This is a genomic window from Frankia sp. CcI49, from assembly GCF_001983215.1.
GTDB classification, from domain to species: Bacteria; Actinomycetota; Actinomycetes; order Frankiales; family Frankiaceae; genus Parafrankia; species Parafrankia irregularis.
The window spans coordinates 321,406-342,941 of sequence record NZ_MOWP01000004.1; the positions used below are offsets into that span (position 1 = coordinate 321,406).

Genomic DNA, 21,536 nt, shown 5'->3' on the forward strand with positions numbered 1-21,536 from the left:
GGGTCCGTCAGCGCGAGGCCGCCGCCTTCGCGCTCGACGGGCACACGTCGGAGGCGGCCGGACCGGTGACGGCTGAAGGGGCTGGAGACACGTGCGGGTCGTGATCATTGGTGGGGGCATCGCGGGCCTGGCGGCCGCGAACGCTCTGGCGGGCAAGGCCGAGGTCACCGTGATCGAGGCTGGTGACCGGGTCGGCGGCAAGCTGCGCACGACCCCGATCGAGGGGCTCGCCGTGGAGGAGGGCGCGGAGTCCTTCCTGATGCGCGTGCCGGAGGGGCTGCGGCTGGCGCGGCACGTCGGTCTCGGGCACGCGATCGTCCATCCGGCCACGACCGCCGCCGCGCTGTGGGTGGGTGGCCGGCGTCGACCGATTCCGCCCAACACACTGCTGGGCGTCCCCACGGACGCCCTCGGCCTGGTGCGGTCGCGGGTGCTCTCGCCGTGGGGGCTGCTGCGGGCCGCCGCCGATCTGGTGCTGCCGCGGACGACGCTGCCCGACGATCCGACCGTGGGCGGGTACGTCGGTGCCAGGGTGGGGCGGGAGATCGTCGACCGGCTGGTCGATCCGCTGCTGGGCGGGGTGTACGCCGGCCGGGCCGACGCGCTCTCGCTGCAGGCGACCGTGCCCCAGCTCACCCCGATCGCGACGGAGGACCGGTCGCTGCTGCTCGGCGCGCACCGGGTGCGGGCACGGACCGGCCCGGCACCGGCGCACACGCCGGTGTTCGCCTCGCTGCGCGGCGGGCTCGGCGCGTTCGCGCAGCGGGTGTCCGACACCAGCGGCGCGATCGTGCGCACCGGCCTGATGGCCCGCGAGCTGCGGCAGACCTCGGATGGCTGGCAGGTGCGCTGCGAACCGATCGGCGGTGGGGAGGCCCCACCTCCGTTCGCCGCCGATGCGGTGATCATCGCGGTGCCGGCCGGCGCGGCGCGGGACCTGCTCTCCCCGATCGCGCCGCACGCGGCGGCGCCGCTGGCCGGCGTGCCGTACGCATCGGTGGGCCTGGTCACCCTGCTCTACCGGGGGGTGACGCCGCCCGCGGGCAGCGGGCTGCTGGTGCCGTCCCGAGCCGGGTTGTCGATCAAGGCCGTGACCTACATGTCCGCGAAGTGGCCGCACGTGGCCGCTGGCAGTGATCTCACGGTCGTGCGGGCCAGTGTCGGCCGTGCCGGCGCCGAGGGCGAGCTACGGCGCGGCGACACCGAGCTGATCGGGGTGGTCGCGGCGGAGGTCGCCCAGGTGACCGGGATGATCGCACGTCCCGTCGCCGGCCGGGTCAGCCGTTGGGGAGGTGCGTTGCCGCAGTACCTGCCGGGCCACCTGGGCCGGATCGCGGCCGTTCGCCGGGCGTTGCCCGCAGGTCTCGCGCTGGCCGGCGCGGGCTACGACGGGGTCGGCATCCCCGCGTGCATCCGGTCCGGGGAGGCCGCCGCGGCGGCGGTGGCCGTCGGGCTGCCCGCCGGAGGCGCGGCGGCGACGGAATCGGAGCCGGCGGGAGCCTGAGCGCCGGCCAGGTGCCTGAGCGCCGGCCGGGAGTCCGAGGGCCGGCCGGGAGCCCGGGCGCCGGGCGGGGGCGGGAGCACCCGCGCGGTGGTGGGCGGTGACCACTCGCCACCGGGCGGCCGGGGTGGACAATGGTGTCATGTCAACAGGCGACGACGTCCAGCGCGGCGGTACCTCACCGCAGCACAGTGGTACCTCCTCGGCGCGGGAGCTCAACGACGAACTGCTCTACACCGGTTGGTCGGTCTTCGCTGCCCGGCGTCCGCTGCCCGCGGACCGTGCGGAGATCGTCACGGAGGTCGCCGCGCTCCTCGAGGGTGCGCTGGCCAAGGACGTGTACACCCGCGGTATCTACGAGATCTCCGGCTACCGGGCCGACGCCGACGTGATGATCTGGTGGACCTCGCCGAATCCGGATCTTCTGCAGGAGACCTACCAGCGGTTCMGGCAGACCGGCCTGGGTCGCTGCCTGGAGCCGGTCTGGTCCTCGGTCGGTCTGCACCGGCCGGCCGAGTTCAACCGGAACCACATTCCGGCGTATGTCCGCCGGGAGGACCCGCGCGACTACATCTGCGTCTATCCGTTCAACCGTTCGCTCGAGTGGTATCTGCTTCCCGACTACGAGCGGCGCGGTCTGCTCGCCGAGCACGGGATGATGGGCCGCGAGTACGAGGATGTTCGTGCGAACACGGTCGCGGCCTTCGGTCTCGGTGACTACGAGTGGCTGCTCGCCTTCGAGGCCGACGAGCTGCACCGGATCGTGGACTGCATCCGCCACCTTCGTGCCAGTGCGACGCGGCGTCATACCCGGCTCGAGACGCCGTTCTACAGCGGGGCACGCAAGCCCCTCGCGGATGTCGTCGCGGCGCTTCCGTAACGGCCTGAGGGCCTCGTCGCATTCCTCCTCAGGCGGGCCGATACCGCCTGTGTGACAGGAGAGGTCGGCACCTGCCCGGGCGCCCCCACCCGTCCGGCAGGCGCCGACCGCCCCGTTGCTGCCCCCACGGCCAGGTGACGCAGTCGACCTGGGCGGGCAGAGCCCACCGATCTCCGCCGGGCCCGTCGGGGCCCGGGTGATCGATGGTCGGCGGCCGGGTGCGCCCCGGACCGGCCATGACTGACAGTAGCATCGCCGTGGGTTTCTGTCTGCTACTCGTCAATGCGTGGAGCCGCAGGGTAGGTGCATTGCACCGCATTTCGGGTGATCGGACGCCTGTTTTACACAGCGTTACTGGCTGGTAATTCAACTGTCGTCACTGTTGGTTACCAGTGTTCCGGTGGGGTCTGTCGGCCAGCTGTCGTGAAGAAGGCGTTCGGGCTGGGCGGGGCGATGGTCCGCTGTGGTGCGCGTGCCGGTAACGTGGCCGCCTGACCATCGAGCGCCGCATGTCGGGGCTGGCGCAGGCCGTCGTCGGCCCAGGCCGGGCGCTGGTTTCGCGTCGGTTGCCCAGACCGCGCGCGCCAGGCCTGTCGCGACGTCCGCGCGGCTGCCCGGGTCACACGATCGCTGGAGGGCGGAGTCGGTGAAGCCGCGAGTGGACAGGCCAGTGGGGAATACGCGCCCGGCAGCCGCCGGGGCGTGGGGGGGCCGCGCCCGCGCGTACCGACTACAGGACCGGACGTGTATGAGTGAACCGCTACACCGGCAGGTGAGTCCTGATCGACAATTGGCCCGGCGGGGGGGTACCTGGGGGGTCGTCGCCGCGCGCCCGGTCCGTCGATCAGAACTGACATGCCGAAGGCCAGGGGGGGTCCTGCAGTGACGGATGTGTCCGGGGGAACGAGATCATTCGGGGGTGGGCGGCGGCGGTCTGACGAGCCCAGGCCGTCCGGCAGCCCGTGGCCGGCCAGCGCGACGGGCGTGGTGCCCCAGGCTCGCGGCTACTACGACCAGGACGAGCGCGGCTACGGCGAGCCTGGTTACGGCGAGCCTGGTTACGACGAGCGCGGCTACTACTACGACGAGGACGGCCCGGGGCGCGCCGGGCCTTCGGCGCGCCACGACTGGGCGGCCGCACCGGCCCCGCCGGCGTGGCCCGTCCCGCGGGTCGGGCCGGACGGGCCTGGCGGGCCGCGAGGGTTCGGCGAGCCAGGGCGTCCCGCCGGGGGGCGCCATACCGGCCCGGGGGCCCAGCAGTTCGCGTTCTCGCAGGTCCAGTCGTCGTCCGATCCGAAGAACTACCGCGCGCAGGTCGGCTGGGAACGTCGCTACGTGCGGTTGCTGGTGCTCTTCGACGCGGTCGCCTGTGTGGTCTCGGTGGGCCTCGCCTACTTCGTGCGTTTCGGTGACGTCGTCGAGTTCGACACCAAGCCCGTCTCGTCGACGCCCTACATCGTGATGACGGTCCTGCTGCCGCTGGCCTGGGTGCTGTCGATGTCGCTCAACCGGGCCTACGAGAGCAGGTTCCTCGGCGGCGGATCCGAGGAGTTCCGGCGGGTCGTGAACGCCGCGGCCCGGCTCACGGCGCTGGTGGCGGTCGCCTCGTACGCCACCAAGGCGGAGATCGCCCGAAGCTACGTGCTCATCGCCTTCCCGGCCGCGACACTGCTCTCGGTCGCGGGGCGCTCCGCCGGGCGCGGCATCCTGCACAGGATGCGGCGCCAGGGGCGTTGCCTGCACCGGGTGCTGGTCGTGGGTGCGGGTGAGTCCGCGGCGACCCTGGTCCGGCTCGCGCAGCGTGACCCCACCACGGGCTGGTCGGTCGTCGGGGTCTGCCTGGACCGGCTGCCCGGCCGGCACAGCCACGACCGACCCGAGCGCAGCGGCTTCGACCTGCTCGGTGTCCCCATCGTCGGCACTTCGGAGAACCTGCACACCGCCATTCAGGCGACGCACGCGACCACGGTCGCGATCGGCCCCCAGATGGACGGCGAGACGCTGCGACGGGTGCTGTGGGCGCTGGAGGGAAGCGATGTGGACGTCCTGGTCAGCTCCGCGCTGACCGACGTGACGGGCCCGCGGATCTCCATCCGGCCGGTCGCCGGCCTGCCGCTGCTGCACATCGAGGAGCCCGAGCTCAGCGGGACACGGCGGCTGATGAAGATGGCCTTCGACCGTCTCGTCGCCACCGTCGCGATCCTCCTCTTCTCACCGCTGCTGATCGGGCTGGGCCTGGCGGTGCGGCTGACCAGCCGCGGCCCGGCCATCTTCAAGCAGACGCGGGTCGGCCGCGGCGGTGCCGAGTTCCGGATGTACAAGTTCCGCTCGATGTACGTCGACGCCGAGGCGCGCAAGGCGGAGCTGGAGTCCCACAACGAGCGGGCCGAGGGCCTGCTGTTCAAGATGCGCGACGACCCGCGGATCACCAAGGTGGGCAAGTTCCTGCGGAAGTGGTCGCTTGACGAGCTTCCCCAGCTGTTCAACGTGGTCAACGGAAGCATGTCGCTGGTCGGTCCGCGGCCGCCGCTGCCGTCGGAGGTCGCCCGCTACGAGGACGACGTCTACCGCCGGCTGATGGTCAAGCCCGGCCTCACCGGCCTGTGGCAGATCAGCGGCCGCAGCGACCTGGAATGGGATGAGTCGGTCCGGCTCGACCTCCGGTACGTCGAGAACTGGTCGTTGGCGATGGACTTCGTCATCCTGTGGCGGACCCTGTTCGCGGTGCTGCGCCGCGAGGGTGCCTACTGAGGCGGCTCCTCGTCCCGAGGCGCCTGCTCGACCCAGCCGGCCTGGACCAGATGGGCGACCACCTGGTCCACGGCCTCGGTCGCGGACAGATCCGCCGTGTTCACGACGACCTCGGCGTCCACAGGTTCCTCATAGGGGTCAGACACGCCGGTGAAGGCGGGAATCACACCTGCCCGTGCCTTGGCGTAAAGGCCCTTGCGATCCCGCCCCTCGCACACCTCGCGTGGGGTCGACACGTGGACGAGGACGAATCCCGCCCCGCGGGCGGTGCTCATCGCCCGCACCTGCTCCCGAACCGCGCCATAGGGGGCGATCGGGGCGCACACCGCCGTCCCGCCGGCGCCCGCGACCTCGGCCGCGACGAAGCCGATGCGGCGCACGTTCGTATCCCGGTCGGCGCGGGAGAAGCCCAGTCCCTGGGACAGATGTGTCCGGACGATGTCCCCGTCCAGCAGGGTGACTCGCCGGCCCCGTTCGAGCAGCCGGCAGGCCAGCAGCCCTGCCAGCGTCGACTTGCCCGCGCCGGACAGCCCGGTGAACAGGATCGTGAGACCCCGCCGGGAACGTGGTGGCACGGCACGGACCAGCTCGGCCGCCACCGTTGGTGGGGTCAGCTCGGCCGGCAGCGGTGCACCGGCGTCCAGCAGGGCGGTGATCTCGTCGGAACCTGGAGCGCCGATGGCGGGCCCGGTCAGACTGCCGGCGCAGCCATACACCTCGGCCAGGTGCGCGCGCAGCGCGGTGAGCTCGGCCATCGCATCCAGCGCCGGTCCGCCCGCGTCGAGCTCGTCGGTGAGGCCGCCCGGCGAGGTGGCGCTCATCGTCGGCTCGCGGGGAGCCGCGAGCTGACTCGCCGGGACGACCGGCACGAGCACGAGCATGCCGCGTTGCTGCGGCGGTCCGGGCGACTGCGTTGCCCGGCTGGTGGATGATCCGTGACCGGAGGGACCTGCCTGGCCCGTCGGCGGCAGGTTCCGTCGGCCGCCCCTGGCGACCGCCTCCGACGCGAGTGGCTCGTGGGCCAGCGTGGCCTCGGTCGGGCGCAGCGGCGCGTCGATCGCGTCCAGCGCGGCGAGCAGGCAGCGCACGCGGAGGTGATGGGTGGCATCCGCCGGATCCGTGCCGCCGACGGGGACGAGGATCACGCAGTGCTTGCCCCGGCGGGTCAGCGCCCGGATCCGACCCACGTCCGCGGTGTGCAGCAGACCGTCGGCCCACACCGCCCACGGCGCGCCGGTGCCGGACGCCGTCCAGCCCCGCGCGGCGAGCTGGGCGCGCAGCTGCGGTGGGGTGAGGCGCAGCGCCGGATAGTCGGGGTGCCCGGGCAGCTCGAGACCCTGCACGGTGCCGACCAGGAGAGCCTGCCCCGTGCCGTCCGCGGCGGCTTCCGACGGGCCCGGGGTTTCCGACGGGCCCGGGGCTTCCGCCGGGCCCGGGGCGGCCGGCGGGGCAACGGGCTCGACCGCCAGCAGCCGCAGCGCGGCGATCATCACCCCTTCTCTGTCACGCAGGGCCACCTCGGAGCCGACGGTCAGGCCGGCGGCGACGTCCGCCGCGACGGGGAGGCTGGGTACCGGCGGGCCGTCGGGCTGCCGAAGCTGGCCGAGGTAGCTTGGCGCGGGCCCGAACACGCCGAGCAGCATCAGCTCGAGGTCGGCGAGCTGATGCGGGTCCAGCGTGACCGAGGGCCAGGCGATGGACGCCTCCCGCAGCTCGCGGGCTCGTCCGGGATCGACAAGCGCGAGAGCCTGGCCCGCGGACCCGGCGATCTGGTCGGACTCGATGGACGTGGCGGACAGACCGGCTGCATCATGCCCTCGGCGTGGCGTCCGGGCGAAGGCGCCGACGTCGTTGTCGGARGTGGCGCTCACACTCGCGACGGTAGCGGCTCGGCCACTCGGCCGCGTTCCGGGTCGCGACACGCTCGCGGCAGACCGGTGCGGTGCGGGAGTATCCGCACATGGATCTTCCCGTGATGCCGCCGGTGAAGCCGATGCTCGCGCGGGCCGCGTCCGCGATCCCACCGGGCATGCTGTACGAGCCGAAATGGGACGGATTCCGGGCGCTGGTGTTCCGTGACGGCGCGGAGCTGGAGATCACCTCCCGCAACACCCGGCCGATGACCAGGTACTTTCCGGAGCTGGTCGAGATCCTGCTGGCTGTTCTGCCGGAACGCTGTGTACTGGACGGCGAGATCGTGGTCATCGCCCCCGGCGGCCTCGACTTCGAGGAGCTCAGCCAGCGCGTTCATCCGGCGGCCAGCCGGGTGGATCGGCTCGCCCGGGAGACACCGGTGTCCTTCGTGGCCTTCGACCTGCTCGCGCTCGGTGACACGGCACTGGTCGGGGAGCCGCTCGCGCGGCGGCGCGCAGCCCTGGAGGACCTGCTCGCGGGCCGGACGGGCCCGGGCGTGGCGAGCTCGACCCCGCCGGGGTCCGGGCCGGCCGACACACAGCTCCCGCCGGGCCGCCCTCCGGCTGGTGTCTACCTCACCCCGGCGACGGACGACCCGGACCTGGCCGCGGACTGGTTCCGGCGCTTCGAGGGCGCCGGGCTCGACGGCCTGGTCGCCAAGCCGCCGGCCGGGCATTACGAACCAGACAAACGAGCCATGATCAAGGTGAAGCACGAGCGCACGGCGGACTGCGTCGTGGCCGGCTACCGGCCGTACAAGAACGACCCGGCGGCGGTCGGCTCCCTGCTGCTGGGGCTCTATGACGGATCGTCGCTGCTGTCGGTCGGGGTCACCTCGGCGTTCCCGATGGCGCGCCGCCGCGAGCTGGTCGGCGAGCTCGCGCCCCTGGTGACGGTGATCGACGATCACCCGTGGGCCCGGCCCGGCGGCCCGGACGGCACCGAGGGCGCGGACGGCGCGGCGACGCGGACTCCGTGGGACGCCGGGGAGAGCAGGTGGGCCCGCGGCCGGGACCTGTCGTTCGTCCCGCTGCGCCCGGACCGTGTCGTCGAGGTGCGCTACGACCACATGGAGGGCCCGCGGTTCCGGCACACCACACAGTTCGTTCGGTTCCGCCCGGACCGTGATCCGCTCGAGTGCACCTACGAGCAGCTCGAACGCCCAATCGGGTTCGAGATCGCCGACGTCCTGAGCGGTTCGGGTGGCTGACCGAAAGGTCGGTTGACCGGCCTGGCCGCGGACACCGGCCTGGCCGCGGACACCGGCTTGGCCGCGGGCACGGAACGAGGCGCGCGGACCCGGGCTGCCGGCGGTCACGGCCGGGCCCAGTCCGGCGCCCACCCGGGCACCACGTCCGAGGGCAGCACGCCGAGTATCGAGGCGACCCGGTCGTTGTTCGCCACGATCGCGGGGCTGGCCAGCCAGCGCTCGTAGGCCGCCCGCTGGCCGCGGCTCATGGCCTCGACGGCGATCGGCTCGTCCGTGGGGCCGAGGAAGTCGTCCGCCGGGCCCGCGATGAAGCCGTCGGCGCGGGGATCGCCGGTGTAGACGCGGGTCGCGCCGTCGGCCGTCGTGACCAGGACCGGGCGGAGCGGATCGCTGCCACGGCGCCGCCACAGGTCCGCGACCGAGGCACGGTAGCGGGCCTGCCAGTCGGGGAAGCGCCGCAGCCCGGCCCGAAGCTCCTTGAGAACCGCCTGGGCTGGCCCGGTGGGCTGGTTCGCGGCGGCCCGCCGGATCCGGTCCTCGACGATCTCGACCGTCAGGCCACGGGCGAGATTCGCCAGGGTGCGCACGAGGCTCGTGGGGTCGATCGATTTCACGGTCTCCGCCAGCACGTCCAGCAGCACCGCGGTGCGCCGCTGGTGCGCCGCCTCGTTCGCGGCGTGGTCACGAAGCTCCGCCTCCGCCACATCCGTGAGAGCGGCCCCGAAGAACGTCGCCACCTCGTTGGACTGGTGGTAGGCCAGGGCACGCGGGCTGGCCGGGTAGTAGCCCGTGTTGGGCCGGTTGTAGCCGCGGGTCTGCTCCCACGCCCGCAGGTCGAGACCGGCGGCGAAGGTCACCGCGTCGGCCGCCAGCAGCGGGGCGCTGGCACCACCGCGCAGGCTCTCGCGGAGCAGCGTGGCCCACTGGCCCGGCGTGAGGCCCAGGCCCGGCGCGCCCGGTGCCGAGGTGTCGGGCGGCAGCGGAGAGGTCACCGCGGCGTAGAGATCATCCCGCCAGGCGTGGAGGATCTGGCCGAAAGCGGCCCGCATGTGCGCGGACACGTGCGCGGCATCGGGCCGGGCCGTCATCTCGACGAGCCGGACGACGAACTCCCGCGCCGCGGCGGGCTGGTCGTGGCGCGCCGCCGAACCGCCTGCCGCGGCTATCAGGGCCGCGCGCGCGGGCTCGAGCTGCGCGGACCAGGCGTCGCCGTCCGGGCGCAGGGCGCGGGCCAGGCCACCACGCTGCAGATGGGACGCGGACAGGACTTGGGAGAGGTGGCGGGTGGCGAACTCCGTAGCCAGTCGCGGCTGTGCCGCGATCGCCCGCAGAAGTGCGGCGGCGTAGTCCCGGTGCATGGAACCGGCGGTCCACCGGCTCCCGTCGGCGGTCCCCCGCGGGCCCGGCCGCAGGCCGGCGTCGTGCAGCGAGCCGTCGGCCGTGCCGAAGAACAGATCCCCGAGGCGCTCGAGCAACGCGGGCGCGAACTGCCCGTGTGCCAGCAGTGGACCCAGCAGGGATGTCTCGACCTCGCCGGGACGGCCCGCCCGACTGAACCCACGCAGCCACGCCCCGGCCAGATCCCGCACCCCGCTGTATGTGGCGAGCCCACGCCCGAGGATGACCGCCGCCCGCTCCTGCGCGGCCGGCCCCGCCGGCACGAACAGCCGGTACAACAGGCGGGCGAGGCCGGTGGGACCCAGCCGGTCGAAGAACCCGGCCACGAAGTCCGGGTCGGTGACCCGTGCCCCGAGGTCGGTGAGGGCGGCGGTGATCCGCTGGCCGCCCGGGCGATCGGGATCGGGGCGCAGCAGTTCCTCCGCGAGCGCTCGGCCAGCGCCTGACGCCTGCTCGGAGGTCTCATACCGGTCGGACGAGGTGGGCATGAAGACCAGACGTGGACTGTCCCGGACCGCGGGGTCGGCGGCCTCTGCCAGCACCAGGCGGCGGTGCAGCCGGGCCTCCTGCTCCGCGGCCCAGGTGTCGACGGCCCGCAGCCGGTTCGGTGTGTCCACTGCCAGCGGAACGGCGGCGACCTGCGCCGTGAGTACCTGCGCCTGCGCCTGCAGGGTGCCACGGAGATCACCCAGCCTGCTGATCATTCGTTGCAGCGCCTCGGGATCGACGACGACGCGGTCGTCTGACATGGGCATGGACGTGGACCTGGCCCGCCGCCTGCGCTGCCTACCGGCGCCCGGCTGGCGCCATGGGCACCGCCCGGGCCGGGCCGGGATGGCGTGCCCGGGGGTCGTCGAGGCCCACCAGCTCGGACTGGCCGGCGAGCAGGCCGCGGCACTCGGTGACGCACGCCTCGAGATTGCCGAGGGCGGCCGCGCGCTGGTCCGCGGCCTGGCGCCACCAGTCGTCCGCCACCCGGCCCTGCCAGCCACCCGCGGTGGCCTCGACGAACAGCACGTCGAACGCGTCGGACACCGCTTGGCGCCCCGCCACCGCGACCGCCAGCGCGGCCTCGACCGCCTGCAGATACCGGTTCGGGACGCTGGGTTGGGGTGCTGTGCCGATCTGGGGTGCTGTGTTGATCCGGAGTGCCGCGCCGGGCTGAGGTGAGGGCATTGTGCCGCCGTCCGTAGCAGTGATCCGTCAGGGCGGGGCCGGCGTTCCGCGGTGCGGTCGCGCGGCCCCGAAGGACGTGATCGACGCTAGGCGTGGCCGATGGTGGCGGCCCGCTTCAGACCCGGACTGTGGACAACGTGAAGTCGTCCAGAGACCGCGTCCCGGGATTCACCGCCCGGCCGAGTCGGAATCGGCATCGGGCGTCCGGGCGAGCCGCAGGAAGAGGACGTCGCTCTCCTCGAGCACGTGCACGAGCCGCAGGCCGAGCGGTGCCGCCCAGGCTGGACCGGTCATCATCCCGAGCCGCCCCGGGCCGGCCAGCACCGGAGCGAGCGTCACGCAGGCCTCGTCCAACAGCCCGGCCCGGGCGAACTGGGCATGCAGGCTCGGGCCGCCCTCGGTCAGCACCCGCAGCAGGCCCCGGGCGGCGAGGGCGGCGAGCACGGCCGGCGGCTCGACGGTCCGTTCCCCACAGATCACGATGTCCGCGACCGGCTCCAGGGCACGCCGCGCCTGGGCCGGCGCCGCCTCGGAGGTCAGCAGCAGCGGGCGTACCGCCCCGCCGAACAGCCGGGCCTGCGGGTCGAGGTCGAGCCGGCCGCTGACGACGGCGACCGGGGGCACGGCCGCAAGCCCCGCGGCGACCCGCCGCTCCTGGCGTTCGGCCGGCACGGGAACGGGGCCGTAGTCCTCGACTCGGACGGTGCCCGCGCCCACCAGCACCACGTCGGACAGCCAGCGCAGGGTGCGGAACACCAACCGGTCGGCCGGTCCGCCGAGCCCGCCCGACCGGCCTTCGATCTCGATGGCTCCGTCGACGGAGGTGACGAAGTTGGACCGTACGTGGGGGACGCCCGGCACCGGCTCGGGCAGCGCGTACGCGGTGTCGAGATCGACGGTTCCGGTACCGCTCGCCTCGGTGTGTGTACTCCCGAAGGCACCCGCGGCAGCAGGGGCGCTGGTGGACAGAAGGACACGCATCTGCCCGACTGTAGCCGCCACCCGGTGGTACCGGTGTCCGGCCGCAGGTGCTTTCGCCAGGCCCGCCARACGCCCGCGGACACCCGGCGAAGGCACCGCGGACACCCGGCGAAAGCACCGCGCCGCACGGGCCGCCGCCGTCGGTGTCCCCGCGGGAGTGCCAGGATGAATGCGTGAACACGTACGTGCTGCTTCTGATCTGTGTTCTGATCGTCAGCCTTGCCGGGCTCGGCTCGCTGTACTACCTGCTGAACCGCAACGCGGCCCGCCGTCGAGCCGCCCGCCGACCCGGCCGTTGAGCCGCCCGCCGGCCCGGTCGTCGATCGGGCTGCCGACCGGACCGTCGGGCCGGCCAGGCCGGCGAGTGGGTCAGGCCGTCGGCAGCAGGCGCACCACGACGACGGACTCGCCCGCCAGTTCGACCCGGCCGGGCATGTAGGTGAAGCCGGGCCGGGAGGCCGCCGGCGCGTCGAAGGGCACCCCGTCCACCGGCACACTCTGCCGCTCGGTACCCAGGTTGCACACCACGGCGACGTCACCGTCGCGGGAGAGCCGGCGCAGCACGAACCAGTTCGCTCGCTCGTCGTAGGAGCAGCGCACGGAATCCAGCGCGGGATCACTGAGCTGCGGGAGCCGCCGGCGCAGGGCGATCAGGCGCCGGTGCCAGTCGAGCAGCGAGGCAGGACCGGGCTGGTCACGTTCGACCCAGTCCAGCCGGGACCGTTCGAAGGTCGCCGGGTCCTGCGGGTCGGGGACGTCCTGGGGCCCCCACCCGTGGGCGGCGAACTCGCTGCGCCGCCCGGTCCGCACCGCCTCCGCGAGCCCCGGGTCGGTGTGGTCGGTGAAGTACTGCCACGGTGTGGTGGCCCCCCACTCCTCGCCCATGAACAGCATCGGGGTGAACGGCGCGGTGAGCAGCAGCGCGGCTCCGATGCGCAGCCGGCCGTCGCTGAGCGTGGCGCTGGCGCGGTCACCGGTTGCCCGGTTGCCGATCTGGTCGTGGTTCTGCAGGAACGTGACGAACCGGTAGGCCGGTGTCCGGCGTGGCACCGGCCGGCCGTGGGCCCGGCCGCGGAACGTCGAGTACTCGCCGTCGTGGACGAACGCGGAGCTCAGCGCCTTGCTCAGCGTCTCGAACGAGCCGAAGTCCCCGTAGTAGCCCTGCCGCTCCCCGGAAAGGGTGGACCACAGCGCGTGGTGGATGTCGTCCGCCCACTGCCCGTCGAGACCGTGGCCGCCCGCCTCGGGTGCGGTGATCATTCGTGGGTCGTTGAGGTCGGACTCCGCCACCGCGAACAGCGGCCGGCGTTGCTGGGTGCCGAGCCGGTGCACCGCGTCGGAGATCTCCTCCAGCAGGTGCCGGGCCCGGTTGTCGACGAACGCGTGCACCGCGTCCAGGCGTAGCCCGTCGCAGTGGTAGTCCCGCAGCCAGGCCAGCGCGCTGTCGATGATGAACGCGCGGACCTCGTCCGAACCGGGGGTGTCCAGGTTGACCGCCGGGCCCCACGGGGTGCTGTAGCGGTCGGTGAAATAGGGGCCGAACCGGCCGAGGTAGTTGCCGTCCGGTCCGAGATGGTTGTAGACGACGTCCATGATCACGCCGAGGCCGCGGGCGTGTGCGGCGTCCACGAAGCGTTTGAGGCCCTCCGGGCCGCCGTAGGGCTCGTGGACGGCGAACAGCCCGACCCCGTCATAACCCCAGCCGTGCCGCCCCGGGTACGCGTTGACCGGCAGCAGCTCGACGATGTCGATACCGAGGTCCGCGAGGTGGTCGAGCCGCTCGATCGCCGCGTCGAAGGTGCCCTGCGGCGTGAACGTGCCGACGTGGAGCTCGTAGAGCACGCTGCCGGCCAGCGGCACCCCGCGCCAGTGGACGTCCGTCCAGGGGAAGCGGGCGTGGTCGACGAGCCGGGAGCGGCCGTGCACCCCGTGCGGCTGCCAGGCTGACCGCGGGTCGGGCAGCTCCTGCTCGCTGTCATCGAGGAGGTAGGCGTAGTCCGTCCCGTGCCGGGCGGACGGCACCTCGACGGTCCACCACCCGCCGGGGGCACCGGCCATCTGGTGCACCGTGTCCGACACGACCAGGCTGACGGTCTTCGCGGCCGGTGCCCACACCCGGAAGTAGCTCATGGTCTCCTGTCCTGAAACCGTGGATGTCCTGCAACCACGGATGCCCTGGAACTACGGATGCGCTGGAACCACGGATGCTCCGCAACCACGGATGATCCGGAACTACGGCGACTCTGGAACTACGGCGACTCTGGAACTACGGGGTGCGGATCAGCAGGCTCACCGGGAAGTCACGCAGCAGTCGCAGCACGTAGGCGGTCCCACCGTCGTGCCGGCGGCCGGTGAGCACGTCGGCCCAGCGGCCCTCGGGCAGCGTGACGGTGGTGTCACGCCAGCCGCCGCCGCGCCGCAGACCGAGCACGAGCCGCGGGACGACGGTGACCACCGACTCCGCCCGGCAGAAGGCGACCACGTGCTCGGCGGCCGACCCGGACGCCCACAGCGGCCGGTAGCTGCCGTGCTCGCCGAACCACTCCGGATGGTCCCGGCGGATGCGCAGCGCCCGCGCGACGACCAGCAGCTTCGCCGCGCCCGAGTCGTCGAGCAGGGGCGGGCGTTTCGGTGCGGCGAGCTCGGATCCGGGCTCCACGCCCAGCTCGGTGAGCATCTTGGTCCGCTCACCGAAGTTGACCGGACGCCGGTTGTCGGGATCGACCAGCGAGTGGTCCCACAGCTCCTGGCCCTGGTAGACGTCCGGTATGCCGGGCATCGTGAGCTGGAGCAGCTTCTGCGCGAGGCTGTTCTGCCGGCCGAGCTCCACCAGCGTCGAGACGTAGGTGTCGAGGGCCGCGACGAAGTCCTCGTCCTCCAGGGCGCCCTCGATGTAGTTGGTCAGCGCCGCCTCGTACGCGGGGTCGGTGTCCGCCCAGGTGGTGAAGTGCTTGGCCTCCCGCACCKCCTTGACCATGTACTGGGACACCCGTTCGGCCGAGATCGGCCACGCGCCGACCAGGGTCTGCACCAGCAGGTACATCGTGACCGGATCGGGCCAGCCCGCCTCCGGGTCGGCGTGCCGCTCGCCCAGGCGGGCCAGCCGCCGCACGATGTCGGCCCAGCCCCGCGGGTCCTCCGACAGCACGGCGAGCCGGGCCCGCACGTCCTCGGAGCGCTTGGTGTCGTGGGTGGACAGGGTGGTCATCGTCAGCGGCCAGGTGCGCTGGGTGCTGATGTTGGCTTCGTGGAACTCGTTGACGGCGCTGCGCGGATGCCCGGTCGGGTAGGCCGGGAAGTCGCCCGGAGCGCCCCCGACCTCGTTGAGCGCGACCATCGGGACGTACCGGTAGAAGGCGGTGTCCTCGACGCCCTTGGCCATCACCGGGCCGCAGGTCTGCTGGAAGCGCACCACGAACTCGGGTGGCCCGGCCAGTGCCAGATCCTCGATGAGATCGATCTCGCTGGTCCGGCCGGGCAGTGTCAGCCGGGCCTGCTCGCAGGCCCGGACGATGTGCCCGCGGGCCTCCAGGCTCGGTGTTCCGTCCGGTCGGATGTAGGCGCGGTACACCTCGAAGGCGGCGAGGACCTCCCGCAGCGCCTCCCGCAGACCGGCCCGGGTGAGGTCGGCGCGGTCGCGGCGGGCCTCGGCCAGCGCCAGGCCGGTGAGCCGGTCGACCTCGGGCCGCAGCACGCTGGTCAGGACGTCCATCTTGGCCTGCCGGGCCACCAGCGCGAAGTCGGGGGAGCGGCCGGTGACCTCGGCGTAGAGGGTGCCCATCGTGCGGGCGGACACCGGGTCCAGGAAGAGCCGGGTCAGCCGGTTCAGCGCTTCGTAGCCGGTGGTGCCGTCGCAGGCCCAGTTGTCCGGCAGGGCCTCCTCACGCTCGATGATCTTCTCGATCACCGTCCAGACACCGCCCGTCGCGTCGGACAGCTGGCGCAGGTACTCCTCCGGGTCGGCGAGGCCGTCCGGATGATCGATGCGCAGGCCCTCCAGGTTCCCGGAGCGGACCTGCTCGATCAGCAGGCGGTGGGTGGCGGCGAAGACGTCGGGGTCCTCCTGCCGCAGCCCGGCGAGCGAGGAGATGTCGAAGAAACGGCGGTAGTTCAGCTCCGTCCCGCCGACGCGCCACCAGCACAGCCGGTAGTACTGCGCGTCCAGGGTCGCTGCGACGTCGGACGGGTCGGCCGTGCCCGCCGCGACCGGGAGCACGTGGTCGTAGTAGACGATGACCCATTCGCCGTCCTCGTCCTGCTCGACGCTGATCTCGTCGGCGGCGAGGCTGTCGGCGAGCGACTGGCCGAGCAGGGGCAGCAGCACCCGCCCCGGGTTCTCGGGGGAGTCCCAGTCGATGTCGAACCAGGAGGCGTAGGGGGAGTCCGGCCCCTCGCGCAGCACCGACCACCAGGCCGTGTTCGTCGTTCCGGGAGTCAGCACGGCCATGTGGTTGGGGACGACGTCCGCGATGAGGGCCAGCCCGGCGCGGCGGGCGGCCGCCACCAGCCGGCGCAGGCCGCCGAGCCCGCCCAGCTCGGGGTTGATCTGGGTGTGGTCGACGACGTCGTAGCCGTGCGTCGACCCGGGCGCCGCTTCGAGGATCGGCGACAGGTAGAGGTGGGAGACCCCCAGCGCCGACAGGTACGGAATGATCACGGCGGCGTCGGTGAACCCGAACTCCATGTGGAGCTGGAGCCGGTAGGTCCCGGTGGGGATGCCCCGGCGCTCGCCGCCGTCGTGTGGGCCGCCCTGCCCGGGCCCGCCGACCCGCCCGGCCCCGCCGTCCCGACGGCGGTCGGGGGCGTGTCGCTCGGCGGGCCCGGTCCGGTCCGGGCCGCCGGGCCAGTCAGCTGACACGGCGCAGCACGAGGGTGGCCCGAGCGTCGATCTCGAGCGGGTCCTCGGCCTTGATCACCTGCTCGGCGTCGGTGGCATAAGCCCCGACGCCACCGAGCATCGCCGCGATCTCGGCGCTGGATGAGCGCGTGTCCACGATGATCTCCCAGGTGGTGCCGAAGTTGCCCGGTGGTACCACGAACCTGATCGGCTCGTGGTGGGCGTTGAAGAACAGCAGGAAGGAGTCGTCGACGATCGCCTCTCCGAGCGCGTTGGGGTCCGGTATGCCGTGCCCGTTCAGATAGCAGCCGAGCGAGCGCGCCGTGCCGGACTCCCAGTCGGTGTCGGACATCTCGCTACCGTCGGGACGAAGCCAGACTATGTCCTTCGCGGCCGGGTCGGAGGTTTCCGCGCCGCCCGGCTGTTCACCCGCGTTGGGGTCGCCGGCTGCGTCGCGGGTGCCAGCAGCGTGGTAGCCGCCACCGGCCGAGCCGCGGCCCGCCTCGCCCTGGAAGTACCGGCGACGCTGGAAGACCGGGTGCGCCCGCCGTAGATGGGCCACCTGGGCGGTGAACTCGACGAGATCGGCGTTGCGTTCGGCGTCCGCCCAGTCCAGCCAGGAGACGGCGGTGTCCTGGCAGTAGGCGTTGTTGTTCCCGTGCTGGGTGCGGCCCATCTCGTCGCCGGCCACCAGCATGGGCACCCCCTGTGAGAGCAGCAGGGTGGTGAGCAGGTTGCGCGCCTGGGCGCCCCGCAGACGGTTGATCACGGGATCGTCGCTGGGCCCCTCGACCCCGCAGTTCCAGGACCGGTTGTCGTCCGAGCCGTCCCGGTTCTCCTCGCCGTTGGCCTCGTTGTGCTTGTCGTTGTAGGAGACCAGGTCCCGCAGGGTGAAGCCGTCGTGGGCGGTGATGAAGTTGATGGATGCCCACGGCCGCCGGCCGCTGCTCTCGTAGAGGTCCGAGGAGCCGGTCAGCCGGGAGGCGAACTCGGCGATGCCGTGGTCCTGACCGCGCCAGAAGTCACGGACGGTGTCGCGGTACTTTCCGTTCCATTCGGTCCACAGCGGCGGGAAGTTGCCGACCTGGTAGCCGCCTTCGCCCAGGTCCCACGGCTCGGCGATCAGCTTGACCTGGGAGACCACCGGGTCCTGCTGGACGAGGTCGAAGAAGGAGGACAGCCGGTCGACGTCGTAGAACTCCCTGGCCAGGGTCGCCGCGAGGTCGAAGCGGAATCCGTCCACATGCATCTCGGTCACCCAGTACCGCAGTGAGTCCATGATCAGCTGAAGGACGTGCGGATGCCGGACCCGCATGCTGTTCCCGGTGCCGGTGTAGTCCATGTAGTATCTCTGGTCGTCGTCGACCAGCCGGTAGTAGGCCTGGTTGTCGATGCCGCGGAAGCACAGCATCGGGCCCATGTGGTTTCCCTCGGCGGTGTGGTTGTAGACCACATCGAGGATCACCTCGATGCCCGCCTCGTGCAGGTTGCGCACCATGGACTTGAACTCCTGGACCTGCCGCCCGTCGCCGCCGGCGGACGAGTAGCCGTTGTGCGGCGCCAGGAACGCGATGGAGTTGTAGCCCCAGTAGTTACGCAGGCCGCGGCGGACGAGGTGCTCGTCGTGGACGAACTGGTGGACGGGCAGCAGCTCGATGGCCGTCACGCCCAGACGGTGATAATGGTCGATCATCACCGGATGCGCCACCCCCGCGTAGGTGCCGCGGTACTCCTCGGGCAGGCCCTCGTGGCGCATGGTCAGACCGCGCACGTGGGCTTCGTAGATCACCGTCTCGTGGTACGGGCGACGGGGCGGGCGGTCGCCGTTCCAGTCGAAGAACGGGCTGATCACCACCGACTTCATCATGTGCGGCGCGGAGTCCGCGGTGTTCACGCTGTCCGGATCGCCGAAGTTGTAGCCGAAGACGGCCTGGTCCCAGTCGACCTCGCCGTCCACCGCCTTGGCGTACGGATCCAGCAGAAGCTTGCTGGGGTTGCACCGGTGGCCACGTGCGGGATCATGAGGCCCGTGGACGCGGTAGCCGTACCGCTGCCCGGGCAGCACGGCGGGCAGGTAGGCGTGCCACACGAACGCGTCGCGCTCCCGCAGCTCGATCCGCCGCTCGGTGCCCGCGGCGTCGAACAGACAGAGCTCGACACGCTCGGCGACTTCGGAGAAGATCGCGAAGTTGGTGCCCGATCCGTCAAAGGTGGCGCCGAGGGGGTAAGGGCTGCCTGGCCAGACCTGCGACATACGCACGAAGCCTACGGCTCGCCACCCGTCGCTGACCGGCTGGCGCGCGAACCGCGGGCGGCCGTTGGCTGCCACCACTGCGTTTCTTGTTGATCGTTTGACTGGTCGCCCTGTCCGGCGCCCGGTTGTTTCGCCGATCGCTGCTGTGGTGGCCGCGGGAGGGGGAGTCCCATGGCGGATGAGGTCGTCTGGGTCGTCGTGGCCGGTGCCCTGCTGGTGGGGGAGCTGTTCACCCTGAACCTGATACTGATCATGTTCTCGGTCGCCGCTCTGCTCAGCGCGGGCGTCGCCGCCCTGGGCGGGAATCTGATCGCACAGCTCGTCGTCTTCGCCGCCGCTTCGACCGGCCTCACCCTCGGCCTGCGGCCGGTCGCGCGGCGCCACCTACAGCACGGGCCGGAGCTGCGGACCGGAACGGAGGCGCTGGTCGGTGCGCGAGCGGAGGTCCTCGAACGGGTCGACGGGCGGGACGGACGGGTGCGGCTGGCCGGCGAGGTCTGGTCCGCGCGATCGTTCCCGGACACCGACGTGCTGGACGTCGGCGCGACCGTGCTGGTGCTGCGGATCGAGGGCGCCCGGGCCGTCGTCTGCCGCAGCGAGCCGAACCTGCCGCCCGGCCTCGACCTGCCCGGCCTCGACCCGCCCGACCCGGGTTCCGGCGGGCCCGGTTCCGGGGGGCCCGGTTCCGGCGGGCTGGGCGCAGGCGGGCCGGTGACTCCCGCCTAGGCCGGTTCCGGGCGTGCCGTTGCATCGTCTCGGACGTATGCCGGGGATCGGGACCTCGGCCTTGACCAAGGAAAGGAGTAGAGATGGGCGGAGTCATCGCGGCCGCGGTGGTGGCGCTGGTAGTTCTGATCTTCCTGGTTCGGTCCGTGCGGATCGTTCCGCAGGCGCGGGCGATGGTGGTGGAGCGGCTGGGCCGCTACCACCGCACGCTGACACCGGGGCTGGCGATCGTGGTACCGATCATGGATCGGATCCGGGAACGCATCGACCTGCGGGAGCAGGTCGTGAGCTTTCCGCCCCAGCCGGTCATCACCGAGGACAACCTGGTCGTGGGCATCGACACGGTCATCTACTTCCAGGTCACCGACCCGCGTGCGGCGACGTACGAGATCGCCGACTTCATCCGCGCGATCGAGCAGCTCACGGTCACCACGCTGCGTAACGTGATCGGCGGCATGAACCTGGAGGCGACGCTGACCTCGCGGGACCAGATCAACGGGCAGCTGCGCGGCGTCCTCGACGAGGCGACCGGCCGGTGGGGCATCCGGGTGAACCGGGTGGAACTGAAGGCGATCGACCCGCCGCGCTCCATCCAGGACTCCATGGAGAAGCAGATGCGGGCCGAGCGGGACCGTCGGGCCGCGATCCTGACCGCCGAGGGGGTGAAGGCCAGCGAGATCCTTCGCGCGGAGGGTGAGAAGCAGGCCGCGATCCTGCGAGCGGAAGGCCACCGGGAGGCACAGATCCTGGCCGCTGAAGGTGAGGCGAAGGCGATCGGGACGGTCTTCGGTGCCATCCACGAGGGCGACCCGGACCAGAAGCTCCTCGCCTACCAGTACCTGCAGATGCTGCCGCGGCTGGCTCAGGGGCAGGCGAGCAAGCTGTGGATCGTGCCGAGCGAGCTGACCTCCGCGCTGGGGGGCCTGGCCGGCCCCGGCGGGCTGTTCGACGTCGAGGCCCGCGCCGACCGGGCCACCCGCGGCCCGGCCAACGGCCCCGCCGGGCAGACCGGCCCCACCACGGCGGAGGAACCCATCGCCTGATCCGGCCCGTGCTGGTCCGAGGTGGGCCCTTTCCACCTCACGGCCCACGGTCAGGGAGGCCGAAGCCTGAGCCGACCACGGAAAAGGCTCACTGGTCCGGGCGGGCGATAGAACCAGTCACTCTGTTGGGGTGGGGCACGCCACAACTGGCACCAGGGGAGGGGGCGGGTCTAGTCCTGGCCCGCTGGTCATGGCACGATCGACTGGTATTCGAGGGGCTCACGTGACGAGACGCAGGGGAAGGCGTTCCTCGTCGACGGAGGTCCCGCGTGGTGGCAATGTCATCGACGGCTCGTGAGCTGTCATCCGGCACGTCGTCCTACGTCGTGCCGGGCAAGCTGGCCGTGCTGGCGTGTCCGCCGGCACTGTGCCCRCACCTGGAGTTCGCCGTGTCCGGCGCGCTGACCGCCCCGGTCTCCCTGACCTGGACGGCGCAGCCGGGCCAGCCCGGCTTCCTGTACGCCGGCCTGGAGTGGCGCGCGGCCCCGGGGACAGCGGGCCGGTTGGCGACCGTTCTGCGCCGGCTGGGGCACGTGACCTTCGAGACGGTCGAAGGCCCCTCCCCGGGGTGTGACGCGGAACGGTACTCCTTCACTCCCGAGCTGGGGCTGCACCGCGCCGCCATCGCCGCCAACGGGGACGTCGTGGTGGGCGAGGCGGCGCTGCTCGCCCTGCTGGAACGCGGCGAGGCGCGGGAGTCCCTGTCCCGGGGCCTGCATCGGCTGCTCGGCACCGCCTGGGATGATGTGCTGGAACCGCTGCGCCGCGGGGCACACGGCGCACCGGTCACCTGGCTCCGGCGCACTGGATGAGCCGTTTTTCCGGACAGACCGTGATCAGCCCGAAGCGTCCTTAGTCGGGCGTC

Annotated in this window: 15 protein-coding genes; 8 read left to right on the top strand and 7 right to left on the bottom strand. The window is 72.3% G+C overall.

Features of this window, described 5'->3' with window-relative positions; genetic code table 11:
* Positions 1-91 precede the first annotated feature (91 nt).
* From hemG to CcI49_RS02100, 3 genes are all read left to right on the top strand, one after another.
* Positions 92-1,504 carry a protoporphyrinogen oxidase gene (gene hemG, locus CcI49_RS02090; RefSeq protein ID WP_054565763.1) on the top strand — a complete coding sequence of 471 codons (1,413 nt, stop codon included), beginning with the start codon at positions 92-94 and terminating at the stop codon, positions 1,502-1,504.
* Between the two features lie 139 nt (positions 1,505-1,643).
* Entirely contained in the window at positions 1,644-2,381 is a 738-nt protein-coding gene (hemQ, locus tag CcI49_RS02095) for a hydrogen peroxide-dependent heme synthase (RefSeq protein ID WP_054565764.1), read from the top strand.
* An 855-nt stretch (positions 2,382-3,236) separates the two neighbouring features.
* Positions 3,237-5,132, top strand: a complete 1,896-nt coding sequence (locus tag CcI49_RS02100; protein WP_235497812.1) for a sugar transferase — start codon at positions 3,237-3,239, stop codon at positions 5,130-5,132.
* On the opposite strand, the gene cysC is transcribed toward CcI49_RS02100, so the two are convergent.
* The gene (gene cysC / locus CcI49_RS02105) at positions 5,126-7,003 is read right to left on the bottom strand and encodes an adenylyl-sulfate kinase (protein ID WP_054565766.1); all 1,878 of its coding nucleotides are present in this window, start codon (positions 7,001-7,003) and stop codon (positions 5,126-5,128) included. The genes CcI49_RS02100 and cysC overlap by 7 nt on opposite strands.
* 89 nt (positions 7,004-7,092) lie before the next feature.
* On the opposite strand from cysC, the gene CcI49_RS02110 reads away from it, so the two are divergent.
* Entirely contained in the window at positions 7,093-8,256 is a 1,164-nt protein-coding gene (locus tag CcI49_RS02110; RefSeq protein ID WP_054565767.1) for an ATP-dependent DNA ligase, read from the top strand.
* 104 nt (positions 8,257-8,360) lie between these two features.
* Here the strand turns inward: CcI49_RS02110 and CcI49_RS02115 are convergent, their stop codons facing one another.
* From CcI49_RS02115 to CcI49_RS02125, 3 genes are all read right to left on the bottom strand, one after another.
* On the bottom strand, positions 8,361-10,409 hold the full coding sequence (locus tag CcI49_RS02115) for a hypothetical protein (RefSeq protein WP_054565768.1): 2,049 nt from the start codon (positions 10,407-10,409) through the stop codon (positions 8,361-8,363).
* Positions 10,410-10,440: 31 nt separating this feature from the next.
* Positions 10,441-10,830: a hypothetical protein gene (locus CcI49_RS02120; protein WP_054565769.1), complete on the bottom strand. Its 390-nt coding sequence runs from the start codon at positions 10,828-10,830 to the stop codon at positions 10,441-10,443.
* A gap of 168 nt (positions 10,831-10,998) precedes the next feature.
* Positions 10,999-11,811, bottom strand: coding sequence for a pyrimidine reductase family protein (locus CcI49_RS02125; RefSeq protein ID WP_054565770.1), 813 nt, complete (start codon positions 11,809-11,811; stop codon positions 10,999-11,001).
* Positions 11,812-11,984: 173 nt separating this feature from the next.
* Between CcI49_RS02125 and CcI49_RS44050 the strand changes: the two genes are divergently transcribed.
* Entirely contained in the window at positions 11,985-12,110 is a 126-nt protein-coding gene (locus CcI49_RS44050; RefSeq protein ID WP_255354713.1) for a hypothetical protein, read from the top strand.
* A 70-nt stretch (positions 12,111-12,180) separates the two neighbouring features.
* Here the strand turns inward: CcI49_RS44050 and treZ are convergent, their stop codons facing one another.
* The 3 genes from treZ to glgX all read right to left on the bottom strand — a co-directional run bounded on the left by treZ (position 12,181) and on the right by glgX (position 18,902).
* A complete protein-coding gene (gene treZ, locus CcI49_RS02130) occupies positions 12,181-13,941 on the bottom strand; it encodes a malto-oligosyltrehalose trehalohydrolase (protein ID WP_076823875.1) in 1,761 nt (586 codons plus the stop codon).
* A gap of 136 nt (positions 13,942-14,077) precedes the next feature.
* A complete protein-coding gene (gene treY / locus CcI49_RS02135; RefSeq protein WP_076823878.1) occupies positions 14,078-16,669 on the bottom strand; it encodes a malto-oligosyltrehalose synthase in 2,592 nt (863 codons plus the stop codon).
* Positions 16,659-18,902 carry a glycogen debranching protein GlgX gene (gene glgX / locus CcI49_RS02140; protein WP_076824224.1) on the bottom strand — a complete coding sequence of 748 codons (2,244 nt, stop codon included), beginning with the start codon at positions 18,900-18,902 and terminating at the stop codon, positions 16,659-16,661. Before glgX ends, treY begins: the two co-directional genes overlap by 11 nt.
* Positions 18,903-19,073: 171 nt before the next feature.
* On the opposite strand from glgX, the gene CcI49_RS02145 reads away from it, so the two are divergent.
* The 3 genes from CcI49_RS02145 (at position 19,074) to CcI49_RS02155 (ending at position 21,483) form a co-directional block, all read left to right on the top strand.
* Positions 19,074-19,628 carry an NfeD family protein gene (locus CcI49_RS02145; protein ID WP_054565772.1) on the top strand — a complete coding sequence of 185 codons (555 nt, stop codon included), beginning with the start codon at positions 19,074-19,076 and terminating at the stop codon, positions 19,626-19,628.
* A gap of 83 nt (positions 19,629-19,711) precedes the next feature.
* Complete coding sequence (locus CcI49_RS02150; protein WP_054565773.1) at positions 19,712-20,671, top strand: SPFH domain-containing protein; 960 nt, start codon at positions 19,712-19,714, stop codon at positions 20,669-20,671.
* 278 nt (positions 20,672-20,949) lie between these two features.
* Positions 20,950-21,483 (top strand): DUF3145 domain-containing protein, encoded by a 534-nt coding sequence (locus CcI49_RS02155; protein WP_054565774.1) that lies wholly within the window; start codon positions 20,950-20,952, stop codon positions 21,481-21,483.
* Positions 21,484-21,536: the final 53 nt, after the last annotated feature.

Coding starts and splice junctions, on each gene's coding strand:
- CcI49_RS02100 (WP_235497812.1), top strand. CDS start 3,237: ATGCCGAAGGCCAGGGGGGGTCCTGCAGTGACGGATGTGTCCGGGGGA.
- CcI49_RS02110 (WP_054565767.1), top strand. CDS start 7,093: ATGGATCTTCCCGTGATGCCGCCGGTGAAGCCGATGCTCGCGCGGGCC.
- CcI49_RS02115 (WP_054565768.1), bottom strand. CDS start 10,409: ATGCCCATGTCAGACGACCGCGTCGTCGTCGATCCCGAGGCGCTGCAA.
- CcI49_RS02120 (WP_054565769.1), bottom strand. CDS start 10,830: ATGCCCTCACCTCAGCCCGGCGCGGCACTCCGGATCAACACAGCACCC.
- CcI49_RS02125 (WP_054565770.1), bottom strand. CDS start 11,811: ATGCGTGTCCTTCTGTCCACCAGCGCCCCTGCTGCCGCGGGTGCCTTC.
- treZ (WP_076823875.1), bottom strand. CDS start 13,941: ATGAGCTACTTCCGGGTGTGGGCACCGGCCGCGAAGACCGTCAGCCTG.
- glgX (WP_076824224.1), bottom strand. CDS start 18,902: ATGTCGCAGGTCTGGCCAGGCAGCCCTTACCCCCTCGGCGCCACCTTT.
- CcI49_RS02145 (WP_054565772.1), top strand. CDS start 19,074: ATGGCGGATGAGGTCGTCTGGGTCGTCGTGGCCGGTGCCCTGCTGGTG.
- CcI49_RS02150 (WP_054565773.1), top strand. CDS start 19,712: ATGGGCGGAGTCATCGCGGCCGCGGTGGTGGCGCTGGTAGTTCTGATC.